The sequence below is a fragment of the Amycolatopsis suaedae genome (assembly GCF_004214935.1).
GTDB lineage: Bacteria > Actinomycetota > Actinomycetes > Mycobacteriales > Pseudonocardiaceae > Amycolatopsis > Amycolatopsis suaedae.
This window is the reverse complement of record NZ_SFCC01000023.1, coordinates 1-23307: the sequence shown is the minus strand read 5'-3', so window position 1 is coordinate 23307 and position 23307 is coordinate 1. Positions and strand designations below refer to the sequence as shown.

At 69.6% G+C, this 23307-nt stretch carries 25 protein-coding genes; 8 read left to right on the top strand and 17 right to left on the bottom strand.

All coding sequences use genetic code 11. From position 1 onward, the window contains the following. Nucleotides 1-9: 9 nt before the first annotated feature. From EWH70_RS33530 to EWH70_RS33520, 3 genes are all read right to left on the bottom strand, one after another. Nucleotides 10-435 (bottom strand): helix-turn-helix domain-containing protein, encoded by a 426-nt coding sequence (locus EWH70_RS33530; protein WP_130479615.1) that lies wholly within the window; start codon nucleotides 433-435, stop codon nucleotides 10-12. Nucleotides 436-996: 561 nt separating this feature from the next. Next, entirely contained in the window at nucleotides 997-2433 is a 1437-nt protein-coding gene (locus EWH70_RS33525) for an alpha/beta fold hydrolase (protein ID WP_130479614.1), read from the bottom strand. Between the two features lie 36 nt (nucleotides 2434-2469). Next, nucleotides 2470-3810 carry an MFS transporter gene (locus EWH70_RS33520; protein WP_130479613.1) on the bottom strand — a complete coding sequence of 447 codons (1341 nt, stop codon included), beginning with the start codon at nucleotides 3808-3810 and terminating at the stop codon, nucleotides 2470-2472. An 80-nt stretch (nucleotides 3811-3890) separates the two neighbouring features. Here EWH70_RS33520 and pdxR point away from each other — a divergent pair, with 80 nt between their 5' ends. After that, nucleotides 3891-5357, top strand: a complete 1467-nt coding sequence (gene pdxR / locus EWH70_RS33515) for a MocR-like pyridoxine biosynthesis transcription factor PdxR (protein WP_130479612.1) — start codon at nucleotides 3891-3893, stop codon at nucleotides 5355-5357. A gap of 97 nt (nucleotides 5358-5454) precedes the next feature. Beyond that, nucleotides 5455-5655 carry a beta/alpha barrel domain-containing protein gene (locus EWH70_RS33510; RefSeq protein WP_205669371.1) on the top strand — a complete coding sequence of 67 codons (201 nt, stop codon included), beginning with the start codon at nucleotides 5455-5457 and terminating at the stop codon, nucleotides 5653-5655. Nucleotides 5656-5701: 46 nt separating this feature from the next. On the opposite strand, the gene EWH70_RS33505 is transcribed toward EWH70_RS33510, so the two are convergent. Then, nucleotides 5702-6625 (bottom strand): sigma-70 family RNA polymerase sigma factor, encoded by a 924-nt coding sequence (locus EWH70_RS33505; RefSeq protein WP_130479610.1) that lies wholly within the window; start codon nucleotides 6623-6625, stop codon nucleotides 5702-5704. 79 nt (nucleotides 6626-6704) lie between these two features. Here EWH70_RS33505 and EWH70_RS33500 point away from each other — a divergent pair, with 79 nt between their 5' ends. After that, nucleotides 6705-7094 (top strand): YybH family protein, encoded by a 390-nt coding sequence (locus tag EWH70_RS33500; protein ID WP_130479609.1) that lies wholly within the window; start codon nucleotides 6705-6707, stop codon nucleotides 7092-7094. Here EWH70_RS33500 and EWH70_RS33495 read toward each other — a convergent pair. Next, a complete protein-coding gene (locus EWH70_RS33495) occupies nucleotides 7091-7480 on the bottom strand; it encodes an ArsR/SmtB family transcription factor (protein WP_130479608.1) in 390 nt (129 codons plus the stop codon). The two genes, EWH70_RS33500 and EWH70_RS33495, sit on opposite strands and share 4 nt — an antisense overlap. Before the next feature lie 80 nt (nucleotides 7481-7560). Here EWH70_RS33495 and EWH70_RS33490 point away from each other — a divergent pair, with 80 nt between their 5' ends. Then, nucleotides 7561-8790: an MFS transporter gene (locus EWH70_RS33490; protein WP_130479607.1), complete on the top strand. Its 1230-nt coding sequence runs from the start codon at nucleotides 7561-7563 to the stop codon at nucleotides 8788-8790. Here the strand turns inward: EWH70_RS33490 and EWH70_RS33485 are convergent. From EWH70_RS33485 to EWH70_RS33435, 11 genes are all read right to left on the bottom strand, one after another. Further along, the gene (locus EWH70_RS33485; protein WP_130479606.1) at nucleotides 8759-9085 is read right to left on the bottom strand and encodes a DUF1048 domain-containing protein; all 327 of its coding nucleotides are present in this window, start codon (nucleotides 9083-9085) and stop codon (nucleotides 8759-8761) included. The two genes, EWH70_RS33490 and EWH70_RS33485, sit on opposite strands and share 32 nt — an antisense overlap. Before the next feature lies 1 nt (nucleotide 9086). Beyond that, a complete protein-coding gene (locus EWH70_RS33480) occupies nucleotides 9087-9443 on the bottom strand; it encodes a DUF1048 domain-containing protein (protein WP_130479605.1) in 357 nt (118 codons plus the stop codon). A 2-nt stretch (nucleotides 9444-9445) separates the two neighbouring features. Further along, entirely contained in the window at nucleotides 9446-10207 is a 762-nt protein-coding gene (locus tag EWH70_RS33475) for an ABC transporter permease (protein ID WP_130479604.1), read from the bottom strand. Between the two features lie 10 nt (nucleotides 10208-10217). Next, entirely contained in the window at nucleotides 10218-10982 is a 765-nt protein-coding gene (locus EWH70_RS33470; RefSeq protein ID WP_130479603.1) for an ABC transporter ATP-binding protein, read from the bottom strand. A 36-nt stretch (nucleotides 10983-11018) separates the two neighbouring features. After that, nucleotides 11019-11348, bottom strand: a complete 330-nt coding sequence (locus EWH70_RS33465) for a PadR family transcriptional regulator (protein WP_130479602.1) — start codon at nucleotides 11346-11348, stop codon at nucleotides 11019-11021. A 574-nt stretch (nucleotides 11349-11922) separates the two neighbouring features. Beyond that, complete coding sequence (locus EWH70_RS33460) at nucleotides 11923-13143, bottom strand: acyl-CoA dehydrogenase family protein (RefSeq protein ID WP_130479601.1); 1221 nt, start codon at nucleotides 13141-13143, stop codon at nucleotides 11923-11925. After that, nucleotides 13140-14024 (bottom strand): SDR family oxidoreductase, encoded by an 885-nt coding sequence (locus tag EWH70_RS33455; RefSeq protein ID WP_130479600.1) that lies wholly within the window; start codon nucleotides 14022-14024, stop codon nucleotides 13140-13142. Before EWH70_RS33455 ends, EWH70_RS33460 begins: the two co-directional genes overlap by 4 nt. Nucleotides 14025-14040: 16 nt before the next feature. Beyond that, nucleotides 14041-14904, bottom strand: coding sequence for a MaoC/PaaZ C-terminal domain-containing protein (locus tag EWH70_RS33450; protein WP_130479599.1), 864 nt, complete (start codon nucleotides 14902-14904; stop codon nucleotides 14041-14043). Nucleotides 14905-14918: 14 nt separating this feature from the next. Further along, nucleotides 14919-15353, bottom strand: coding sequence for a type II toxin-antitoxin system Rv0910 family toxin (locus EWH70_RS33445; protein WP_130479598.1), 435 nt, complete (start codon nucleotides 15351-15353; stop codon nucleotides 14919-14921). A gap of 31 nt (nucleotides 15354-15384) precedes the next feature. After that, complete coding sequence (locus EWH70_RS33440) at nucleotides 15385-16575, bottom strand: lipid-transfer protein (protein ID WP_130479597.1); 1191 nt, start codon at nucleotides 16573-16575, stop codon at nucleotides 15385-15387. 113 nt (nucleotides 16576-16688) lie between these two features. Further along, nucleotides 16689-17339 carry a TetR/AcrR family transcriptional regulator gene (locus EWH70_RS33435; RefSeq protein ID WP_338078628.1) on the bottom strand — a complete coding sequence of 217 codons (651 nt, stop codon included), beginning with the start codon at nucleotides 17337-17339 and terminating at the stop codon, nucleotides 16689-16691. 12 nt (nucleotides 17340-17351) lie between these two features. On the opposite strand from EWH70_RS33435, the gene EWH70_RS36405 reads away from it, so the two are divergent. Then, on the top strand, nucleotides 17352-17621 hold the full coding sequence (locus EWH70_RS36405; protein WP_240687366.1) for a hypothetical protein: 270 nt from the start codon (nucleotides 17352-17354) through the stop codon (nucleotides 17619-17621). Between the two features lie 5 nt (nucleotides 17622-17626). On the opposite strand, the gene EWH70_RS33425 is transcribed toward EWH70_RS36405, so the two are convergent. Beyond that, on the bottom strand, nucleotides 17627-18700 hold the full coding sequence (locus tag EWH70_RS33425) for an alpha/beta hydrolase (protein ID WP_130479596.1): 1074 nt from the start codon (nucleotides 18698-18700) through the stop codon (nucleotides 17627-17629). Between the two features lie 71 nt (nucleotides 18701-18771). Between EWH70_RS33425 and EWH70_RS33420 the strand changes: the two genes are divergently transcribed. From EWH70_RS33420 to EWH70_RS33410, 3 genes are all read left to right on the top strand, one after another. Continuing rightward, nucleotides 18772-19728 carry a LysR family transcriptional regulator gene (locus tag EWH70_RS33420; RefSeq protein WP_130479595.1) on the top strand — a complete coding sequence of 319 codons (957 nt, stop codon included), beginning with the start codon at nucleotides 18772-18774 and terminating at the stop codon, nucleotides 19726-19728. A gap of 159 nt (nucleotides 19729-19887) precedes the next feature. Continuing rightward, complete coding sequence (locus tag EWH70_RS33415; RefSeq protein ID WP_205669370.1) at nucleotides 19888-21651, top strand: hypothetical protein; 1764 nt, start codon at nucleotides 19888-19890, stop codon at nucleotides 21649-21651. Nucleotides 21652-21675: 24 nt separating this feature from the next. Beyond that, a complete protein-coding gene (locus EWH70_RS33410; RefSeq protein ID WP_205669368.1) occupies nucleotides 21676-23097 on the top strand; it encodes an alpha-L-fucosidase in 1422 nt (473 codons plus the stop codon). The last annotated feature ends 210 nt before the right edge of the window (nucleotides 23098-23307 follow it).

Below are 23307 nucleotides of genomic sequence, written 5' to 3'. Positions count from 1 at the left end.
TATTCCGCTCTACTCTACGACGGGGGGCAGTCCTTGCATCTTCCGCATCTGGTCGACGACGGTCTTCAGTGCGTCCAGGTTATCCGGAGACAACCCGACCGCGCGGGCCGCGAGTGAGCGAACCCCGGACTGATGGAGCTCGTCCAGCGCGGCCAGTTGCTGACTGATCTTATCCGCGCTTCCGGGGTCGAAGAAGTACGCGGGCGAAACCCCGAAGAACTTCGCGAGCGCAAGCTGTAGTTCCGGAGAGGGACGCGTCCGCTTCCCCGTGCGAAGCGCGGACAGGTAGGTGCCGCTGACCTTGATGTCCGGGTTGAGCCGCTTGATCGCGGCCGCCACCTCATCGTTGGTCCAACGCTCACCACCGGGCCGACCTCGCCGGAAAAGCTCGTCCAGCCGTTGGGCCAACCCGGCACTTTCCGAGCTCTCGGGCATCCTTCACCTCCACAATCCCTCGACTCTCAGTCTAAGGGGCTTCGACTGACAGTCGTCGACCCATGCAAAATGTGACTCAGGTCACAGTTGACTCTTATGTGGCGGGTCGGCATCGTGGGAACTGCGAATTCGACTGACAGTCGATTTTCATCGACTGAAGGTGGGGGCAAGGGGCGAGGGGGCTTCCGGGTTCCGATCGTCCTGGGGGTGCGATCGGAACCCGGAAGTGACACCCGCGACGGCCGCCCGACTTCGCCGTGAAGGGGCTTCACGGCGTCTGGATGCCAGGGGTGGCAGCGCCAGGGGATGGTCCCGAGCGTAGAACTCGCGTGCCGGAATGCGGAACTCGCGTGCGTGAGCGCAGAACTCACGATGTGGAGCGGGTTCTCACGTGGTGCCGGTCGCCCGCGTGAACGGGCCATTCGCGCGAGTCCTCCGTTCCCGACCCGCGAGTCGACCGTTCCGGACCCGCGAGTTGCACGTTCCCGTCCGCCTGGTCCCACTGTCTGGCGCGTCGGTCCAGATCGCGGGACGGTGTTCGGGAATGCGAAACAAGGTCGCCTAGGCCCCGTCCCGGGGGCACACGGTGCCGGGCACGGGACGCTCGCCCGTACGCAGGTAACGGTGCACGACGTCACGCACACAGCGGTTCCCGTCGAGATAGACGCCGTGCCCGGCGTCGGCGCCGATCCAGACCGAGCCGGGCAGCTGCCCGGCGACCACCCGGCCCGCCGCGGCCGTCGTCGAGGCGTCGTGCAGCCCGTTGACCAGCAGCACCGGCGGCAGGCCGACGGCGCCGACGGGCCGTGGCGGGAACGTGCCCTGACCACGCATGCCGGCGCACCGGGCGTACTGGAACCGCCCCATCAGCCACCCGATGCGTGGCTCCACCGCACGCAGCCGGTGGTCGAGCCGTCGCATGCCGTCGTGGTCCTGGGTGAACGGAAAGTCCGCGCACCAGGCCACATTGCTCACCATGGTGTCCGGGGAGGGCGGCGGGGTCCCCACGTACAGGCCCGTCGCGTCACCGGCACGTGCCCGGCCGAGCGCCTCGGCGAAGGCAGGCCAGCGAGATTCGCGCAGGACCGTGTTGAACGCCGCGAACCGGAGCTGGTCCGGGCCCACCGTCGCGCCGGGGCCCGCGCCCGGGGCCGGTAGCGGTTTCCGGGCCGCCTCGGCCAGCAGCCGGTCCCACACGTCCCGGCCGTCGGCGGGATGTACCGCGCAGCGGGCGTCGGTCACGCACCACTGCCCGAACCGGCGGAACTCCTCGCCCATCACCCCGGCCATCGGCGCTGTCGCACGGAAAGCCGAGCGCGTGGTGTGGTCGGCCACGCTGTCCAGGTACATCCGGTGGACCCTGGTGGGAAAGAGGTCGGCGTAGGTCTGGCCGTACACGGTGCCGTACGAGTTGCCGTAGTAGTTCAGCCCGCCCTCACCGAGCGCGACCCGGACGGCCTCCAGGTCGTGGGCGACCTGCCAGGCGTCCAGGTTGCCCGCCAGCGGACCGGCCACCCGCTCGCACCCCGCGGCCCACTCGCCGTTGGCCCGCGCGAACTCGTTCCAGGTCCGCTCGTCGTGGGACGTCCAGACGGCGAACCACTCCGGCGCCGCCTCGGGACAGGTGATGCCCGCGCTGTCACCCATGCCGCGCGGGTCCAGCGCGATCACGTCGAACCAGTTGGTCAGCTCCGCGAGCCGCTCCCTGACGCCCGGCAGGTTGTCGATGAGCGGGCCCGGGCCGCCGAGGTTGACCACCAGCGAACCGGCACGGTGCCGCGGATCCCTGGCCGGGAGCTTCGCCAGCCCGATGGTGGTCCGTGCGCCCCGTGGGCGTTTCCAGTCCGCCGGAACCGGAAGCTCCGCGCACTGGATGCCCTCGACGGGGCGGTCGCAGTCGTGCCACGCCGGTCGTCCGGTCTCGGCGAAAGCCGCCCCGGGCGTTCCGCTCACGCACAGCACGGCCACCATCGCGGCCACGACGAGCTTGCCCACCATCCTCGAAAGTCCTTCCGATCGCCGGTCAACCGGGCCTCACCCTGCCGACCGGCCGCACGTGACCACATCGGTCAGGTGGCCGGTTTCGTCCGAGGCCACAGGTACTCGTCCGCCGGTATCGTCGCCCCGCGGAACCACGCATTGGCGAACTGTCGCGGTCGGGTCGCAGTACCGGCCGGCGGCCATCGCCGGGCGCCGGTTCCGTTCCGCCCAGCGGACCGCGGGCGCGGTGAGCACACCGGCCAGCAGGAACAGCCCGCCGAGCACCACCCAGCCCACCATGCCGCCCGTCAGGATCAGGCCGGTCAGCAGCACCGGGCCGAGCATCCTGGCGATAGCCGTCCCGGCACCGAACAACCCCTGGTACTGGCCCTGTTTGCCGTCGGGCGCGAGGCCGAAGCCGATCTCCCACGAGCCGGCCGCCTGCGCCATCTCCCCGACCACCTGCAGTGCCGCGCCGGCGAGCAGCACCAGCGCCGCGAGCCAGGCCGACTCGCTCAGCGCGGAGAACGCGAAGACCAGGCAGGAGACGAAAAGCAGGAGACCCGCGTGGCGGGCGTACCGGGAGGCAGCGCCCAGACTCCTCACCCCGCGGGCCACCCGCACCTGGAAGATCACCACGCTCGCCGTGTTCAGCACCAGCATCGCCGACACCAGCCAGGTCGGCGCGGCCGTGCGGGTGGAAATCCACAGTGGAATAACCAGGCTGAACAACGGCATGTACAGCAACATGATCATGTTGAGCAGCGCCAGCAGCGCGTACGGCCGGTCACGCAGGACGGCCATCGACGGTTCCCCTGAGCGCACACGCGCCGTCCGCACCTCGGGCGCCCCGCGCAGTACCGCGGCCGCGGCGACGAAACCGAGCGCGTCGACGACGAACACCGCCAGGTACGCCTCGCGGGTGCCGACGGCCAGCGCGATCCCGCCGAGCGCCGCGCCGACCGCGATACCCGCGTTGGACATCGCCTGCAGCCGGGCGCGGAACGTCGTGCGCTCGGCCGGGTCGATCAGCCCGGCGAGCAGAGCCTGCCGGGCGGCACCGAGGCCGCACTGGAAACACGCGTAGGCACACGCCGCGATCACGAACGCGACCACGGAGCCGACGAAGAGGAACGCGGTGACGGACGCGGCCGTTCCGAGGGCCAGCAGGACGGCTGTCCCTCTCGGTCCCCGGCGGTCGGCGAGATGCCCGAGCGCGACACCGGCGACCGAGCCGACGGCCCAGCTCACGGTCAGGCCGAGACCGACCTGCGCCGGCGAGAGCCCGACCACGAGCGTGAAGTAGAGCGCGGAGCTGACGTAGTAGGCACCGTCGCCGACGGAGCTGATCAGCTGGGCCGACGCCAGTACCCGGGCCGGGTTCGTGGACTGCATGGGTTCACGTTAGGCAGCACATTGGCCTCATCCCAGCGCCAATAATGCACATACTGATTGGGCCAATGTAGGCTCGCGGAGTGCCGTTCCACATCAGTCTCGACGGCCACACCGACCTGGCCGCGCGGATCTACCGCCAGCTCCGCGACGGAATCCTCGACGGCAGGCTGCGGCCGGGCGAACGGCTGCCGCCGACCCGCGAGCTGGCCAGGGAACTCGCCGTATCCCGCAACACCGTCGCGGTCGCCTACGAACGGCTGACCGCGGAGGGTTTCCTCACCGGGCACGTCGGGCGCGGCACGTTCGTCAGCGCGGCCCCGGTGCCGCCCGGAACCACGCGGGCCGCTCCCGCAGGCACCGGACTGCGGCCTGTCGCACGCTGGCGGTCCCTTCCTTCTCCTGCCGACGGACAGGCGGCACCCGAGTTCGACTTCCGGGTCGGCGTCCCGGACCCGGCCCTGTTCCCGCTGCGGACCTGGCGCCGCCTTGTCGGCCAGGCACTGCGGCCGTCGCTGCTGCCGCCGTCGGGCTACGCCGACCCGGCCGGGCTCGCCGAACTCCGGGTCGCCGTCGCCCGGCACATCGGCGCTGCGCGGTCGGTGCGGACGAGCGGCGAGGACGTCCTGATGACCCAGGGCGCCCAGCAGGCCCTCGACCTGATCGGCCGGGTCCTGGTCGAACCCGGAACCCGGGTCGCCGTCGAGGACCCCGGCTATCCCCCGGCGACAAGGCTGTTCGCGTCCCACGGAGCCCGGATCACGAAGGTGCCCGTCGATGCCGAAGGCCTGGACGTCGACGCGCTGCCGAGAGGCATCCGGCTGGTCTACACGACGCCGTCCCACCAGTTCCCGCTCGGCATGCCGATGTCGCTCGCCAGGCGAACGGCGTTGCTGGCGTGGGCCGAACGCAACGACGCGGTCATCATCGAGGACGACTACGACAGCGAGTACCGGTTCAGCGACCGGCCACTCGAACCACTCCAGAGCCTGGACCGCCACGGGCGCGTGCTCTACGTCGGCTCGTTCTCGAAGACGTTGCTTCCCGCGCTGCGGATGGGTTTCCTCGTCGCGCCGGCGTCGCTGCACCCGGCGCTGCGGCAGGCGAGGCAGTTGCTGGACTGGCACGGCGACCTCGTCACCCAGTCGGCGCTGGCGAGCTTCATCGACGAGGGCCTGCTCGCCCGCCACGTGCGCCGGACGACGCGGGAGTACGCGGTGCGCCGCGATCACATCCTGGCCTCCCTGCGGGATCAGCCCATGCTGCGGACGGTGCCGTCGAGTGCCGGGCTGCACGTGTGCGCCCTGCTCTCGGAAGGCGACGGCGGTGCGGTCGTCGAGGCCGCCGCCCGGGCCGGGGTGGCCGTCGAAAACCTCACGGCGTACGGCGGAACGCGGGAGGGCCTGGCGATCGGCTTCGGGACGGTCAGTGCCGAGCGGATCGGCGAGGGACTCACCCGGCTCCGGGCCTGCCTGCCGGGCCAGCGCATGCGAAGGCCACCGTCAGTGACCTCGATGCCGGGAAGGGGCCCTCACGGCGTCTGGTGCTAGGGGCCCGGCCCGGCCGGGTGGCCGATATCGTCCGAAACGCCAGCGCTCCGACGAACGGACGGGAATGCCGATGGACTCTCCGGAAGACACCCTTGGCTTGACCGTCACCGCGGAGGTCGCCCGGCAGGTCCGGCGGTGGCGTGCGGAGCCGGCCGGGATGACCTGGCGGGAGATCGCTACCGAGGCGGACGCGGTCTGGGGTACGGACAGCGCCGGGGATCAACGCTTCGGCATGGCGTTGTGCGAGGCGTCCGCGAAGGTGCTCGGCGAGGACCCGGCCGCGGAACCGTGGAACTGACCGGGCCCGGCACAACCCGTGACGAGCAGCGGCGCGGCGAGCCGGGCTACGGCACCGGGCGGACGCGCTCGGGCAGCCGGAACAGGGTGAGGTCGGCGGTGAGGAAGGACGTCACGTCGCGGACCTGCCCCCGCCGGATCGTGAGGACGTCGAGCCCGCCGGGCAGGTAGTGCCCGGTGGCCTCGTCCCACCGGTAGGTGCCGAAGGCCGGCTGACCGTTCGCCGTGGTGGGCAGGAAGCGCCACCGGGTCCGCAGCGGGCCGTCGAGCAGGAAGGCACGGATGTCCTCCCTGCCGCGGTACCACTCGGGCAGCGGCGGCATCGAGAAACGCGCGTCGTCGGCGAGCATCGCGACGATCGCGTCGACGTCACCGCGCTGCCAGGCGTCAGCCCAGCGGTTCACGGTCTCGTCGCCGAGGTCCCGCACGATGGTGTGCCGAGCCGGGGCGGCCGAGTCGATCACTTTCCGCGCTCGCTGCAACGCGCTGTTCACCGACGCGGGCGAAGTATCCAGCTGATCGGCTACCTGCGCCGCGGAGAAACCGAGCACCTCACGCAGGATCAGCACGGCTCGCTGGATCCCGGTCAGGTGCTGCAACGCGGCGACGAACGCGAGTTCGACGTTCTCGCGGGCCAGGTAGTGCGCCTCCGGTGACGGATCCGGATACGGTTCCAGCCAGTTGATCTCGGTGGCCGGTGTGCCGGGGCCGACGTCGACGGGCAGCTCGCGGCGGCCGCGTCGCTCGATCGCGGTGAGGCAGCGGTTGGTGGCGATCTTGTAGAGCCACGCACGGACGAACCCGCGGTCGTCGAGCCTGCCGATGTTGCGCCAGGCACGCACGAGCGTTTCCTGCAGCGCGTCCTGGGCGTCGTGTACGGATCCGAGCATGCGGTAGCAGTGCGCCCGCAGCTCGTCCTGGTACGGCGCGACCAACCGGTCGAACGCCTCGGTGTCGAGGGGCGCGGTCATCCGCCCATCTTGCCCCCCGCGATGAATTCCGGCGACGCGCCGGGTTTCACCCGTACCAACCCTACGAAGGAGAACGGCCATGACCGACGAACAGCAGATCCGCGACCTCATCGAACGCTGGGCCACCGCTGTCCACGACGGCGACCTCGACACCGTGCTCGCCGACCACGCACCCGGCATCGTGATGTTCGACGTTCCACCGCCCGAGCAGGGCGTGCGCGGCATCGACGCCTACCGGGACACCTGGCCGGGCTTCTTCGAGTGGCAGGCTTCCGGTGCGATGTTCGAGATCGAGTCGCTGGAGGTCACGGCAGGCACCGACGTCGCGTTCGCCTTCGCACTGCTGCGGTGCGGCACACCCACCGAACTCGACCGCGAGCCCGAGCGCAGGCTGCGGCTGACCATCGGCCTGACCAAGGTTGAGGACCGGTGGACGGTGACGCACGAACACCATTCGTTCACCGGCTAGCGCTCGGCCAGTTCCGGCTCGTCGGCGGGCGGCAGTGGTGAGTCGTCCCGCAGGCCCAGCCGCAGGTGCTCGATGTGGTAGATCGCCTCGTCCAGCAGCATCGCGACGTGGGTGTCGTAGAGGCGGTACACGATGCTGCGGCCGTGCCGGGTGTTGGTGACCAGCCCGAGGTTGCGCAGCAGGCGCAACTGGTGGGACACGGCGGAGGTCTCCATCTCCACGGACTCGGCCAGCTCGCCGACCGACGCCGGGCCCTCCCGTAGCCGGGTCAGGATCCGCAGCCGGCTGGGCGTGGCCAGCGCCTGCAGGGTGTCGGCCACGACGATGGCATCCGCCGCGTCGAGCTGGCCGCGCGGACGCGCGTGTCCCGGTGCCTCGTGACCCATGCGACCAGTGTAAACAGCGCACGATTGAACATCTCTTCAAGTGTGCTACCTTGGCGGCAGCCAAGGACGGGAGGACACTTGTGCGTGCGCTGTTCGCCAACCGGGACTACCGGCGCCTGTTCGGGGCGCAGGTGGTGGCGTTGTTCGGCACCGGACTCGCCACGGTCGCGTTGGGACTGCTCGCCTACGACCTGGCGGGCGAACGCGCGGGAGCGGTGCTCGGTACCGCGCTGGCCATCAAGATGGTCGCCTACGTGACCATCGCGCCGATCGCGGGCGCCTACGCCGACCGGGTGCCCCGGCGCGCGTTCCTGGTCAGTCTCGACACGGTGCGGGCGCTGGTGGTGCTGGCGCTGCCGTTCGTCACCGAGATCTGGCAGGTCTACGTGCTGATCTTCGTGTTGCAGTCGGCTTCGGCGGCGTTCACGCCCACCTTCCAGGCGACGCTGCCCGACATCCTGCCCGACGAGAAGCAGTACACCAGGGCACTGTCGGCGTCGCAGTTCGCGTCCAGCATGGAGACCCTGCTCAGCCCGGTGCTGGCGGCGGCACTGCTCAGCGTGGTGAGCTTCCACTGGCTGTTCAGCGGCACCACGGCGGGTTTCGCCGTCTCCGCCCTGCTGGTGCTGACCTCCCGGATCCCCCGCGCCACCCCGAGCGCACGCACCGGAGTGGTGGACCGCGTCGCCGCTGGCACCCGGATCTTCCTGTCCACCCCGCGGCTACGGGCGGTGCTCGCACTGGACCTGGTGGTCGCGGGCGCCGGCGCCATCGTCATGGTGAACACGGTCAACTACGTCCACGACGCCCTGCACCTGGGCGATCCGGAGGTGGCGATCCTGCTCGCCGCCAACGGAGCGGGCACCATCGTGGTGGCACTCGCCCTGCCGAGGACGCTCGACCGGCTGCCCGAACGGACGGTGATGACCGGCGGCGCGATCACGCTGTGCGCCGGGGTCGCCGGTGCGCTGGCACTGTCCGCTGTGGACAGCGGAGCGTGGCGATGGCCCGCGGCACTGGGGATCTGGGCCGTCCTCGGCGCCGGAGTGGCGCTGGTGCTCACGCCGGTCGGCCGGGTGCTGCGGCGCTCCACCGCTCCGGCCGACCGGCCGGCGATCTTCGCGGCCCAGTTCTCGCTGTCCCACGCCTGCTGGCTGCTCAGCTACCCCATCGCGGGCTGGGGCGTCACCGCACTGGGGTTCACCACCGGCTGGATCGCGCTCGGCGTCCTCGCCGCCGGTGGCACCGTCGCCGCGGTGGCGCTGTGGCCCTCGCCGGTCACTTCCCTGCCGCACCAGGCTTTCCGCTGACGGACTCCTGATAGATGTCCGCGTACGTGGGCGAGTCCTTGATCAGGTCGTCGCAGAACGCCGCGACGTCCTGGCCGACGAGTTCCAGCACTCCCCTGCCGGCGGCGGCACCTTCCTCGAAGAAGTCGACGATCCCCGGGAGCAGCGGGCCATCGGGCAGGTCGACCGGGCCGACCTTGAAGAAGTACCGCTGCATTTCCTTGTAGACGATCTGGTAATCCGGCGGGAGCGCCTTGACCCGCGCCATGTGTGCCCGCCACTGCTTCTTGCCCTGGATGATGTCCTGGATCCCCACGTCAGTCTCCTAGCTGGGCCAGTTTCCTGGCCACGTTCCTGTTCAGCTGCTCACGCCACCGGTCGCGCTGGTTCCGGCGGCCCTCCGCACCGGCGAGTGCCGCGCAGAAACCCTCGACGTCGTCACCGAGGACGTCGTGGATGCTCTGCCCGTCGGCCGCCGTCTCCTCGAGCAGCCCCAGCGCACTGTCCAGAATGGGCATCAGCTTGCGGCCGGACAGGTCCGAGTAGGGCAGCAGGCGGTCCCGGATGTCGTTCCATGCCGCCTGGAAGTCGGCGGGAAGGGCAGCGGCCCTGGCTTCGAACGCCTTCCATTCCCTGGTGAGATCGCTGCCGGTGATGGTTTCCCAGAAATTCATGACTACGAGATCCTCCGGCGGTAGACGACCATGGCGAAGATGTAGGCGACGACGAGGATGCCCGTGCACCAGGCGAGTGCGGTCCAGATTCCGCTGCCGACCGGCTGGCCGGTGAACAGGGCGCGGATCGTGTTGACGATCGAGGTCACCGGCTGGTGCTCGGCGAAGGCGCGTACCGGTCCCGGCATGGTGCCGGTGGGCACGAACGCGGAGCTGAGGAACGGCAGGAAGACCAGCGGGTAGGAGAACGCGCCCGCGCCGTCCGCGGACTTCGCGGACAGGCCCGCGATCACCGCGAGCCAGGTCAGCGCCAGCGTGAACAGGATCAGGATGCCGGCGACGGCGAGCCACGCCGGCACACCGGCGTCCGTGCGGAATCCCATGATCAGGGCGACGCCCACCACGATGACGAGCGAGATCAGGTTGGCGACCAGCGAGGTCAGCACGTGTGCCCAGAGAACGCCCGACCGGGCGATCGGCAGCGACTGGAACCGTTCGAAGATCCCGCTCTTGAGGTCGGTGAAGAGCCGGAACGCGGTGTAGGCGATGCCCGACGCGATCGTGATCAGGAGGATGCCCGGCAGCATGTAGTTCACGTACGACTCGGCGCCGGTGTTGATGGCGCCGCCGAACACGTAGACGAACAACAGCATCATCGCCACCGGCATGATCGCGGTCGTGATGATGGTGTCCAGGCTGCGGGTGATGTGTTTCATGGACCGTCCCAGCAGGACGGTGGTGTCGCCGAAGGTGTGAGTGTTCATCATTGTCTCCTCACGCGTCCGAACCAACGATGGCGAAGAAGACGTCTTCGAGGCTCGGCTGTTTCTCGACGTACTCGACCTCGGCAGGCGGAAGCAGCCGCTTGAGTTCGGCGAGCGTGTCGTTCACGATGATCCGTCCCTTGTGGAGGATGGCGATGCGGTCGGCCAGCTGTTCGGCCTCCTCCAGGTACTGCGTGGTCAGCAGCACCGTCGTGCCGCGTCCGGCGAGGTCCCGCACGGTGTCCCACACCTCGACGCGGGCCTCCGGGTCGAGACCCGTGGTCGGTTCGTCGAGGAAGATCACCGACGGATTCCCGATGAGGCTCATCGCGATGTCCAGCCGCCTGCGCATCCCACCCGAGTACGTCGCCACCCTGCGGCCGCCCGCCTCGGTCAGCGAGAAGCGCGCCAGCAGCTCGTCCGCGATCGCGCCGGGGTTCTTCTGGTGCCGCAGCCTGGCCACGAGCACCAGGTTCTCCCGTCCACTGAGGACCTCGTCGACGGCGGCGAACTGGCCGGTGAGGCTGATGACCTCGCGCACCTTCGCCGGCTGCGCCGCGACGTCGAACCCGTCGACGGCCGCGGTTCCCGCGTCGGCCTTGAGCAGCGTGGACAGGATCCGCACCACGGTGGTCTTGCCGGCCCCGTTGGAGCCGAGCAGGGCGAAGATGCTGCCCCGTGCCACGTCGAAGTCCACACCGCGTAACACGCTGAGGTCACCGTAGGACTTCTCCAGGCCACGCACCTGGATCGCCGGAGCGTGCTGTGTCGTCATCTGACTGTTCTCTCTTCCTCTTCGAGGATGTTCATGTCATTCCTCTCGTTCACGAAGCTGTTCGAGCCGGCCGGCGAGAAACCCCCAGGCCGTCCAGAACTCGTCCAGTTGCCGCCGTCCCTGCGCGTTGAGGGAGAACACCTTGCGCGGCGGGCCCTTCTCGGACGGGACTTTCTCCACGTCGACCAGGCCGCGCCGCTCGATCCTGACCAGCAGCGCGTAGACGGTGCCCTCGGCGATGTCGGTGAAGCCCTGGGCACGCAGCCAGGCGGTGATCTCGTAGCCGTAGGCGGGGCGGCCGGACAGGATCGCCAGGACGATCCCCTCAAGCACTCCCTTGAGCATCTCCGTCATCTGCTTGCCCACGACCGCGCCTCCAGCTATTCAGCGACACTGACTACCGGTACATAGTAACGCTGAATAGCTGGCGCGCAAGCGCCTTGGTGCCGTCGTCAACCTGCTCATGACGACCACGATCGCGCCGGCCACTGACACCGGCCTGCCACGGCGCTGACACGGCGGCCTCGCTGCCGTGCCGAGTTGAAGAGGTGCACGTCAGATGCAGGACTTTGCCCCGGCAAAGTCGGGTGGCCCGGAGCGCGTCATTCGCGTTCCGGAAGACGAAACTCGCGGTCCGGCCCGGCAGGGCCGCGCGAGCGGCCCGTTCGGCCAGCCGATGACGAGCTGGTCTCGCTATCTGGGACCAGCGTGCCGGAAAGTGGGACCAGGAGGGCGGGAACGTACAACTCGCGCGTCAGAACCTACGACTCGCGCCCCAGAACGTACGACTCGCGCGAACGGACCCGTTCACGTGGGCGTGGCCCGAAGTTCGGGGTGTGAAGGCCGAGTTTCTGTCGTCTCATGTGATGAAGGTGGCCTTCATGGACTCCCGCCCCGGGGTGGCAGCCTCCCTTCACGGCACAGTCGGCCGGGGCCGCGCTCAGCCCAGGAGGGCCTTGGCGATGTGGGTCACCTGGATCTCGTTGCTGCCCGCGTAGATCATCAGGGACTTGGCGTCGCGGGCTAGCTGCTCCACCCGGTACTCGGCCATGTAGCCGTTGCCGCCGAACAGCTGCACGGCCTCCATGGCGACCTCGGTGGCCATCTCCGACGAGTAGAGCTTCATCGCCGAGGCCTCGGCCAGGGTGATCTCCCTGCCCTCCCGCAGTTTCTCCAGGCAGGCGAACACCATGTTCCGCACGTTGACCCTGGCGATCTCCATCCTGGCCAGCTTGAGCTGGATGAGCTGGAAGCGGCCGATCTCCTGACCCCAGAGCGTCCGGCTCTTCGCGTAGTCGACGCACAGGCGGTGACACTCGTTGATGATGCCCAGCGACAGCGCGGCCACCCCGATACGTTCGAGGGTGAACCCGGACCGGACCTCGTCCTTGCTGTCCGCACCGGACGCGTCCGGCTCCCGCTCACCGAGCAGCCGGTCCCTGCCGAGCCTGACGTCGTCGAAGAACAGCTCGCCGGTCGGCGAGGACATCATGCCCATCTTCTTGAACGGCTTACCCTGCGTCAGGCCGGCCATTCCCTTGTCCAGCACGAAGGTCAGCACCTTCCGGGCACGCTTGTCGGCGCCGTCGCCCTCGTCCAGCTTCGCGTAGACCACGATCACGTCCGCGTACGGGCCGTTCGTGGCGAACGTCTTGCGGCCGTTGAGGACGTAGCCGTCGCCGTCGCGCCGGACGTAGGTTTTCATTCCGCCGAACGCGTCGGAACCGGAGTCCGGCTCGGTGATCGCCCAGGCGCCGACGTGCTCGAACGTCGCCAGCTTCGGCAGCCAGCGTTCCTTCTGCGCCAGGGTGCCCTTCGACAGGATCGTCTGCGCGGTGAGCCCGAGGCTGACGCCGATCGACGCGACCAGCCCCAGGCTGACCCCGGCCAGTTCGCTCGCGGCGATCACGGCCATCGACTCCTGGCCGCCGAAGGAGCCGCCGGACTTCCTCCCGCCACCGGAACGCTGCTTAGCCAGCAGTTTCGTGACGCCCTCCCGGGCCATGACGTCGAGACCGAAGGTGGCGAACAGCTTCCGGATGATGTCGTACGGCGGTAGCTCGCCCGACTCCAGCCGGTCGACGTTCGGCCGGATCTCCTTGTCGACGAACTCGCGGACGGCGTCGCGGATCAGGAGCTCGGTCTCGGACCACTCGATCACGGTGTGCCCCACTCGGCGAGCCGCGCGCCCACCTCGGACACGGTCCACGGTCCGTCGGTCTCGGTCGTCTCGGCGACGGTCCAGCCCTGAAGCCGCTGGATGCAGCCACCCTGCACGGCGAACACCTGGCCGGTGTGCGGGCACTTCTCGGTTGCCAGATAGGCGACCAGCGGGGCGATGTTGGCCGGGGCGAAGGCGTCGAACTCGCCCTCCTCGACCTCCTGGGCGAAGATCGCGCCCATCCCGGGGGTGGCCAGGGTGAGGCGGGTACGGGCGATCGGCGCGATCGCGTTGACCCGCACGCCGTAGCGCTCCAGTTCCGCGGCGGCGACCAGGGTCAGCGCCGCGATCCCCGCCTTCGCGGCGCCGTAGTTCGCCTGTCCCGCGTTCGGCACGGTGAGCCCGGACGCCGACGCGGTGTTGATCACCGATCCGGCGACCTGTTCCCCGGCCTTCGACCGCGCCTTCCAGTACGCCGCCGCGTGATGCAACACCGCCGCGTGCCCCTTGAGATGTACGGCGATCACCGCGTCCCACTGGGATTCCTCGATCCCGGCCACGAACGCGTCCCGCAGGATCCCGGCGTTGTTCACCACGACGTCCAGCCTGCCGAACTCGGCCACCGCCTGATCGACCAGCGCCTTCGCACCCTGCCAGGTGGCGACGTTCTCCGTGTTCGCCACCGCCCTGCCGCCCGCCGCGGTGATCTCGTCGACGACCTGTCCGGCCGGGCCCGCGTCGGCTCCGGCTCCGTCGTTCCCGCTGCCGAGGTCGTTGACGACGACACTCGCACCCTCACGCGCGAACAGCAGCGCGTGCTCACGGCCGATGCCACGGCCCGCGCCGGTGATGACGGCGACCCGCCCGTCCAGTTGTCCCATGGTGGTTCTCCTCCGCTCAGTCCACGAGCTCGGCGAGGCCGTCCTTGATCACGACGGTGTCGCCGACGGTCGTCTCGTAGGCGTAGCTGGTCACGCCGGCGGCCGAGCCCGCCCGCCAGATGGTGGTGGTGATGTCCTGCCCGGGCAGTACCGGTTTGGCGAACCGCACCGCGAGTCGCTTCAGCCGGGTGACGTCGGAGCCGCCGACCTCGGTCAGGATCGCCCACGAGGTGAACGCCATCGTGCACAGGCCGTGCGCGATGATCCCGGGCAGGCCGGACGCCTTGGCGACGTCGTCGTCCAGGTGGATCGGCATCGGGTCGCCAGCGGCCGGGCCGTACCGGAACGTCTGGTCGTCGTCGACGTGCTGGGTACGGGTGGCGACCGGCTGCCGCTCCCGCAGGGCCTCGTCGAACTTGTGCTCCGGCGCCTGCGTGCCGGCCGTGTCACCGGTGTCGAACCCACGGACGAAGAACGTCACGTACTGCTCGTTGACCAGGTGCCCGTGCCGGTCGCGGGTCTCCAGGTAGACCGCGGCAGCGGTGCCGTTGCTCCGGCCCTTCCAGCCGGTCATCGTGCCCTTGGCGACGAGTTCGTCCCCGGGCCGGATCGGCCGGTGAAAGCGGAAGTCCTGCTCGCCGTGCAGCACCCTGCCGAGCAGCTCGGTGGGCACCACCTCCAGCGCCGGTTCCAGCAGCGACTGGAACACCGGCACGATCGCGAAGACCGGGGCGGCCAGGTCGCCGGCGAGGTGAGCGGGGGTCGGGTCGTTGGTCGCCCTGGCGTACTCGATCAGGCGTTCCCTGGTGACCTCGAAGGTGGTCTCCCCGGTCCAGGTGCCCAGCCCGCGCGTGTCGAACCGGAGTTCCGTTTCGGCCATGATGTCCGGCTCCCTCAGCTGACCAGCGCGGCGAACTTCTCCAGCGACGCGTCGAGCTGCTTCTTGGCGTCCTTCTCCACCGCCTTGCCCATCGCGCCGACGATCATCTGACCTTCGAACGCGGCGACGATGGTCGCGGTGGACCCGCCGCCCTCCCCGGCTTCGACCGAGAGGGTGAACGTGCACCTGACACCCGCCATGCCGACCCCGGAGATGACCAGCCGCTTCGGCGCGTCGAACTCGTCGACGGTCCAGGTGATGGTGTTGGGCATGCCGAGCATGGTGACCACCTGGGAGGCCTGGGCACCCTTGCTGAACTCGGCCGGCACCGCGCCCTTCCACTTGCTGTGAATGGTCAGCCAGTTCTCGAAGTTGTTCGGGTTCGAGAACTCGGCCCAGACCTTCTCCGGCGGAGCGGCGATCTCGGCGACGGCGTCGACCTGACCCATGATTCCTCCTGCGGTGATGTGTCGAACGGGTTCAGCGCTCGGCGCGCTGGTAGGCGGTGACCACGGCGGCGCCGCCGAGGCCGATGTTGTGCTGCAGTGCCGCGGTGACGCCGTCGACCTGCCGCCGGTCCGCGGTGCCGCGTAGCTGCCAGGTCAGCTCGGCACACTGGGCGAGCCCGGTGGCGCCGAGCGGATGCCCCTTGGAGATGAGCCCGCCGGAGGGGTTCACCACCCACCTGCCGCCGTAGGTGGTCTCGCCGTCGTCGATCAGCTTCCCGGCTTCGCCTTCGGCACACAGCCCGAGTGCTTCGTAGAGCAGCAGCTCGTTGGCGGAGAAGCAGTCGTGCAACTCGATGACCTGGAAGTCCCCGGCACCGAGCCCGGACTGCTCGTAGACCTTGCGTGCGGCCTGGACGTTCATGTCGTAGCCGACGATGTTCTTCGCGGTGCCGTCGAAGGTGGACCGGAAGTCGGTGGTCATCGCCTGCCCGACGATCTCCACCGCCTGCCCGGCCAGCCCATATTCGTCCACAAAGGACTCGCTGGCCAGGATCGCGGCACCGGAACCGTCCGAGGTCGGCGAGCACTGCAGCTTGGTCAGCGGGTCGTACACCATCCGCGAGTTCATGATGTCGTCGAGCGTGTACTCGTCCTGGAACTGCGCATAGGGGTTGTTCACCGAGTGCCGGTGGTTCTTCTCGCCGATCTTCGCGAACTGTTCCGCCGTGGTGCCGTACTGCTTCATGTGCTCACGGCCGGCCGCGCCGAACATCCACGGAGCGGGCGGGAACAGCACCTCGGAGATCTCGGCGAGGGCCTGCATGTGGTTGCCCAGCGGCTGTTCCCGGTCGTCGAACGTCGACCCGAGCGACCCGGGCTGCATCTTCTCGAAACCGAGTGCCAGCGCGCAGCCGGCCTGACCGCTCCTGACGGCCTGCGCCGCGAGATAGAGCGCGGTCGAGCCGGTCGAGCAGTTATTGTTGACGTTGATCACCGGGATGCCGGTCATCCCCAGCTCGTAGAGGGCACGCTGACCGGAGGTCGACTCGCCGTAGACGTAGCCGACGTAGGCCTGCTCGATCCGGTCGTACCCGATCCCGGCATCGGCGAGTGCCCTCGTCCCGGCTTCCTTCGCCATCAGCGGGTAGTCCCAGTCCGGCCGGCTGCCCGGCTTCTCGAACTTGGTCATGCCGACGCCGACGACGTACACCCTGTTCGCCACCCGCGGACCTCCTCGTCGCCCGTGCGACAAAAGATACCGTCTGGACTGTATTTAACAAGGGCAGAACCGACCGAGTGCCATATACATGCAGGTCAGAGTGCCTAAATTTACGATCAGGGCTGCAGGTAAGTTGCCCCGGCGTCGGCGAGTAGTTGTTCGCCGACGATCTTGAGATGCGCCTTCGCACGCCGCCACCGCTGCTCGAGCTGGGCGTCACCGATCACACCGCTGCCGACCAGGAGCCCGCGCACCACGTCCATCGCGGTGTAGGCCCAGTGCCGAAGCTGCGGATGGTTGGCGAAACCCGGCACCAGCTCCGCGCCGAAGCTGAGCAGGGCGGAGTTGACCATGGGCTCGACCTGGCGCAGCTGGGCCTGCAGATCCGGGTCGGTACGCGCCGCCATCCAGAGTTCCGCGGTGGCGGCGAAGATCGGCCCCTGATGGACGTCCCAGAGCAGGTCGAGGGCCGCGTCCAGTACGTCGTCCGATCCACGCAGGCGGTCCACCTGCTCCAGCGCGGCGTCGGCCCGCTTGACCGCCAGATGCCGGACAGCGGCCGTGACCAGGTCGTTCTTGGTGCGGAAGTGGTGCAGTTGCGCACCACGCGTCACGCCGGCGCGTTCGGCCACCCTGGTCGTCGTGGTCCCCGCGTAGCCGTACTCCACCAGGCAGTCGATCGTCGCCTCCAGCAGGCGCTGCCGCATCGCGGTGGAGCGTTCCTCCTGCGTACGACGTCGGCCGGGGCGACGCTGCACAGTGGACATGGGGACACTCTAGTGTCCCTGGTCAGGGGCGTCCCCTCGGTAGCCGGTGACCTCGGCGATCCAGGCCATGTCCCGGTCGAGCCGGGCGCGGTTGTCGGCAGCCGCTTGCCGCAGGCTGTACGCCGTGAAATCGACCCGCGTACCGGCCACCACCTCGACGACACCCGCCGCTACGCCGAGGCGGCGAAACTGTCCGAAGAGGACTGGGCGGCGATCCGGGAGCACAACGCCCGCGCCGTCTACCCGCGCCTGGACGCGCTCCTGCGACGGCAGGGCCGCTGACGGCCTCACCGGGCGCGGCGGTCCAGGAAGGCGGTCAGCTCCGTCAGCAACGTCGCCCTGCCACGGTCGGGCCGGTCGAGGTGCGCGTAGTGGGTGGCGCCTGGCAGCGTCACCGCGCGGACCTCGGGCGCGTCGACGAGGTCAGCGGTCAGCCGCGTGACGTCCTCGGCACGGCTCCAGAAATCCCGTTCCGAGCGGAGGATCAGCACGGGTGCGGTGATGGCGGAGGCGTCCCACGCCCGGTGCCCGATCGCCAGGTAGAAGCTGTCGGCCAGCGCGCCGGTCGGCGCACGGAAGGCGGGCGGGCTGTGCCTGCCGGACTCGGGATCGCTGGCGAGCGCGGCACGCTGGTAGGCGGCGACGACGGCCGGGTCGCGCCACGTCGACTTGTCCTGGTCCGGAATCGAGTCGTCCCACGACCCGAGCAGCGACTCCGCGGTGCTGAGCCGGTAGCCGCCGTAGGCTTCGGCATGGAACCGGCCCGGACGGTCCGGGTCCTCGTACGGCGAACCGTGGCCCAGCGTCGGGTGTCCGGCGGTACCGCCGTAGAGGCTGTTGAACAACACCAGCCCGCCCACCTTCTCCGGGTGCAGCGCGGTGTACATCCCCGCCCAGTGCCCGCCGGTCGCCCACCCGAACAACGTGACTCCGGACGCGCCGGTGCGCCGGCGCACGAGGTCGACGGCCGCGTCGATGTCGCGGACGACCTCGTGGCTGCGCACCAGCGGCGCCGACTCGGCCGGTGGCCGGTGCATCGCCCGTGGTCGCTGCGACCGCCCATAACCCCGCGCGTCGACGACGTACACCGGGTGCCCGGCGGCGGTCAGGTCGGCGGCCAGTGAACCGCCGGGCACGGGCAGGTCGAACGATGCCTCGCCGGGCACCCTGGCGCCGTGCAGCAACACGACCGGTGTTCCGGACGCCCGGGCGGGGCGTACTTCCCGCACCGCGACGGTGAAACCGTCGGCGGTCCGGGTGAACAGGGTCTGCCGCTGCGCCTGACCGCCGTCCGCGTCGGCGGTGGCGCTCGCGCCGGTGAGCACGCCCACCAACGCGAGCGTGAGAATGCTGAGCCTCATACCGACCACGGTCCATCGCGCGGGCCCAGCGGTCCAATACCGGTTCACACCCGGCTCGATACGCTGAAAGTATGGCCGCGATCGATCTCCGACTGCTCAACCAGTTCGTGGCGGTCGCCGAGGAAGGTGGCTTCGGCAGGGCGGCGGCGCGGCTGCACATGGCGCAACCCCCGCTGTCGGCCGCCATCCGTCGGCTGGAGACCGAACTCGGCGGCAGGCTGTTCGACCGCACCAGCAAGGGCGCCCGGCTGACCCCGGCGGGGCAGGTGTTCCTCACCGAGGCCCGGGCCGTCCTCGCCCGGGCCGCGCGGGCGACGGACGCCGGCCGCAGCGCGGCAGCGGGCCGGGCGGGGACGCTGCGTCTCGCTTTCGTCGGCTCGGCCACCTTCGAGGTGCTGCCCGGCATGCTGACCGCGTTCCGCGCTGCCAATCCCGACGTGGAACTGGTGCTGACCGAGGCCACCACCGCGCAGCAGGTCCGCATGCTGCTCGACGACGACGTGGACGCGGGCATCGGCTGTCCGCCGTTGCACGACGACGGCGGACTCGCGTCGGTGATGTTGCGGCGCACCCCGTTCGTCGCGGCGCTGCCGGACACCCACCGGCTGGCGACGGCCGCGGACATCCGGCTCGCCGACCTCGCCGGTGAACCGTTCGTGCTCTTCCCCCGCACGCTGGGGCCCGGGCTGTACGACACCGTCATCGCGGCCTGCCGCGCCGCCGGGTTCACCCCGAGGGTCGCACAGGAGGCCGTCCAGCTGCAGACGATCGCGGCGCTCGTCGCGGGCGGGCTCGGCGTGGCCCTGCTGCCGGCGTCTGCCCGCGCTGTCGCCCGGACCGGCGCCGCCTACGTCGACCTGGTCGATCCGCCACCGGGGCTGGTGTTCGAGCACGCCCTGCTGTACCGGCACGCGGACCCCTCGCCGATCCTGGCGAGGCTGCGAAGGATCACATCCGGTAGCTCATTCTCGGCGCGAACGTCCGAGTACACCGATGCGGCGACGTGCGGCGGGTCAGGGATCACGTAGCGCATTGTCGTTACTTTCTGTGCCCTGGTCGACCCGTCCCCTGCCGTGAGCAGTGACTACATCCGATGTCTTGCGGCCAGCCGTCCAGATGGAGCCTTGACGGAGACCGGACACGTTCCTAGCGTCAGGGGATACATCTGATGAATCGGGGGTTGTGTGGTGGAGACAGGGCGCAGGACGGTGCTTCGGGGCGGCGTCGCGCTGGCGGCGGCCGTCGCCAGCGGCGTGACCGTCACCGGCGCGGACGCGGCGCCACGCGGGCGCCGGCTGCCGTTCCTGCTCGACATGGTGCACAACAACCCCGGCGAGCCGTCCTTCCGGAGCCGGTTCAACGATCCGGCCACCCTGGCCGCCTACGGCTACGACGGCCAGGTGATCAACGAGTTCCGGCCGCCGCAGACGGCCATCACGTTCGACTCGTTCGACCCTCGCATCTTCCCGGCGGGCTCGCCCGGCCGGGCCTGGGTGGAGGCAACAGCCCGCGGCATCGACGCCCACATCGCCAGGGCCCACGCCGCGGGTATCGCGGTCTACGTGTTCACCGACATCATCGTGCTGCCCAAGCCGCTGGTGGAGCTCTACGGCGACCAGATCCTCGACGACCAGGGCCGGATCAGCTTCGAACGCCCGCTCACCCACCAGATCCACCGCGCGATGCTGCGGGAGATCTTCACCCGGTTCCCCGGCCTGGACGGGATCGTGGTGCGTACCGGCGAGACCTACCTGCAGAACACGCCGTTCCACACCGGGAACAACCCCATCACCAACGGCGAGCGGAGCCATCTCGCGTTGCTCGGGATCCTGCGCGACGAGGTCTGCGTCCGCGCCGGGAAACGCCTGTTCTACCGGACCTGGTCCACCGGCGGCGACAAGCTGACCAGCGACCCCGCGTTCTACCGCCAGGTGACCGGCCAGGTCGCACCACACGAGAACCTGTTGTTCTCCATCAAGCACACCGCACGGGACTTCTGGCGAACCGTCGAGTTCAACCAGACCATTGGGGTCGGCACGCACCGGCAGATCGTCGAGGTCCAGTGCCAGCGCGAGTACGAGGGCAAGGGCGCGTTCCCCAACTACGTCATCGACGGCGTGATCAACGGGTTCGAGGAGTTCCGCACGCGGCCGCGTACCGAACCGATCGGGCTCGCCGACGTCGTGGAGAACCCGGTCGTCGCGGGAATCTGGACCTGGTCGCGCGGCGGCGGGTGGCGTGGCCCGTACCTGCGCAACGAACTGTGGTGTGACCTCAACGCCTGGGTGATCGCCCGCTGGGCCCGCGACACCGGCCTCGGCGAGGAAGCCGCGTTCGCCCAGTACGCCGCCCGGCTCGGCCTGCGCGGCGAGCACACCCGGCGGTTCCGCAGGCTCGCCCTGCTCTCCGCCGACGCCGTCCTGCGCGGGCACTACAGCCTGCATCACCCGATCCGGTGGACCTGGACCCGCGACCAGTTCCTCGGCGGCTCCGACAAGGACCTCACGAAGGACTTCACCGGCATCGTGCGGCAGGGACTCGTCGACCGGGTGCTGGCGGAGAAGCGGGAGGCCGCGCGGATGTGGGACGAGATCGTCGCGCTGGCCGATGGTTTGCCGATTCGGTCCACAGAGGACCGTGACTATCTGCGGGTGTCCACCCGGTACGGCCTGCACTGGCACCGCGTCGTGCACCACGGCTGGGAGGTCATGCTGCGTGGGTTCGCCGCCGAACAGGGTGCGCCCCGCGACGAGGCGGCCATGCGCTGGCACCTCGCCCGCTACGACGCGGAGTGGCGGCGCTGGGAACGTCTCGCCGCACGGGAGCCGTCCTGCGCGACGCTCTACCAGCCCTACAGCTTCGGCAAGCGTGGCCCGGACGGTCTCTACGACGCCGATCCCGACCACGGCATGAAGCCCTCCGTCGATCACTACCGGGCCACGCTCGGCTGACCGGGAAAGGCACGTCGAATGGTTGTGAGCAGAAGGAATGTGCTGACGGGTGCGGCACTCGCCGCAGGCGGCGTACTGCTCGGCTCCACGCCCGCGTCGGCCTCCGGCCCGTACCTGCCGACGCCGGAGTCGCTGCGCCGGCATCCGCTGCCGGACTGGTACCCGCGGGTGAAGTTCGGAATCTTCATCCACTGGGGTGTCTACGCGGTGCCTGCCTACGGCGACCCGTCGTGGAGTTCGGAGTGGTACCTGTACGGCATGAACGCGACGGCCAAGGGGACCGTCCACGAGCACCACCGGAGCACCTACGGCGCGGACTTTCCCTACGACGGCTTCATTCCGCGGTTCACCGCCGAGCACTACGACCCCGCCGAGTGGGTTCGCCTGTTCACCGACTCGGGAGCGGGCTACTTCGTCCTCACCGCCAAGCACCACGACGGGTTCCAGCTGTTCCCCAACCATGCCTCCGGCCGGAACTCGGTCCTGCTCGGGCCGCGCCGGGATCTCGTCGGCGAACTGTTCCGTGCCGCGCGGGGAACCCGGCTCAGGCGCGGGCTGTACTACTCGCTCGGCGAGTTCTACAGCCCGGCACTGGGCACCCCGCCACGCAACCCGTACACCGGCGCGCTGGTGCCCTACACCGGCTACCGACCGGTGAACGACTACGTCCGCGAGTACGAGCACGTCCACCTGCGGACCCTGATCGACCGCTACGACCCGGACATCCTCTGGGGCGACGGCCACGGCAGCCACAACTTCGGCGCGGGCCAGATCTTCCGCCCGCCGGTGTGGAACTGGCACAGCGACGAGATCCTGGCGTACTACTACAACAAGGCGGTGCGGCGCGGCAAAGGCGTCCTCGTCAACGACAGGTTCATCGCCTCGCACGCCGACATCGACTCGGTCGAGGGCGACAAGCCCGGCTACCCGCTGCGCACCGACGCCTGGGAGGCGTGCCTGACGATGAGCCGGTCGTGGGGCTACATGGATCCCACCTACGACATCAAGACCGGCCAGAAACTGGTGCAGCTGCTGGCCGACATCGTCGCCAAGAACGGCAACCTGCTGCTGAACATCGGCCCGAAGCCGGACGGCACGATCGCCGCCTGGCAACGCGACCGGCTGCTGGCCATCGGCGCCTGGCTGCGGACCAACGGCGGGGCCATCCACGACTCGAAACCGTGGCACCGAGCCGAAGACGGCCCGCTGCGGTACACCGTGTCCGACCGGACCTTCAACATCATCACCTTCACCTGGCCTGCAGGCGAACTCGTCGTCCCCGGCGACCTACCCATCCGCGACGGTGCGCGGATCCGGGTGCTGGGCGGGCGTGGCGAACCGCTGCGCTGGCAACGCCGGGGCGACACCGTCGCCATCACGCTGCCAGCCGCGCCGCCCCCGCCGGCCGCCGAGGGCTATCCGGCGGTGCTGACCGTGACCCGCTGAACTTCGTGAATGCGTTCACACGTGCGACGCAGGCTGACGCCGACGCCGTGAAGGGGGCCCTCACGGCGTCTGATGCCAGGGCCCGGCAAGGTCCGGGTGCTGTGTGCCCCCAATGGGGATTTTTCATCCTGTTTTGGCTGGTCAGTGGGTGTGGGTGGTGCTGGTGGGGTGGTGTTGTTCGTGGTGGGTGAGGACGAGTAGGGCGCGGAG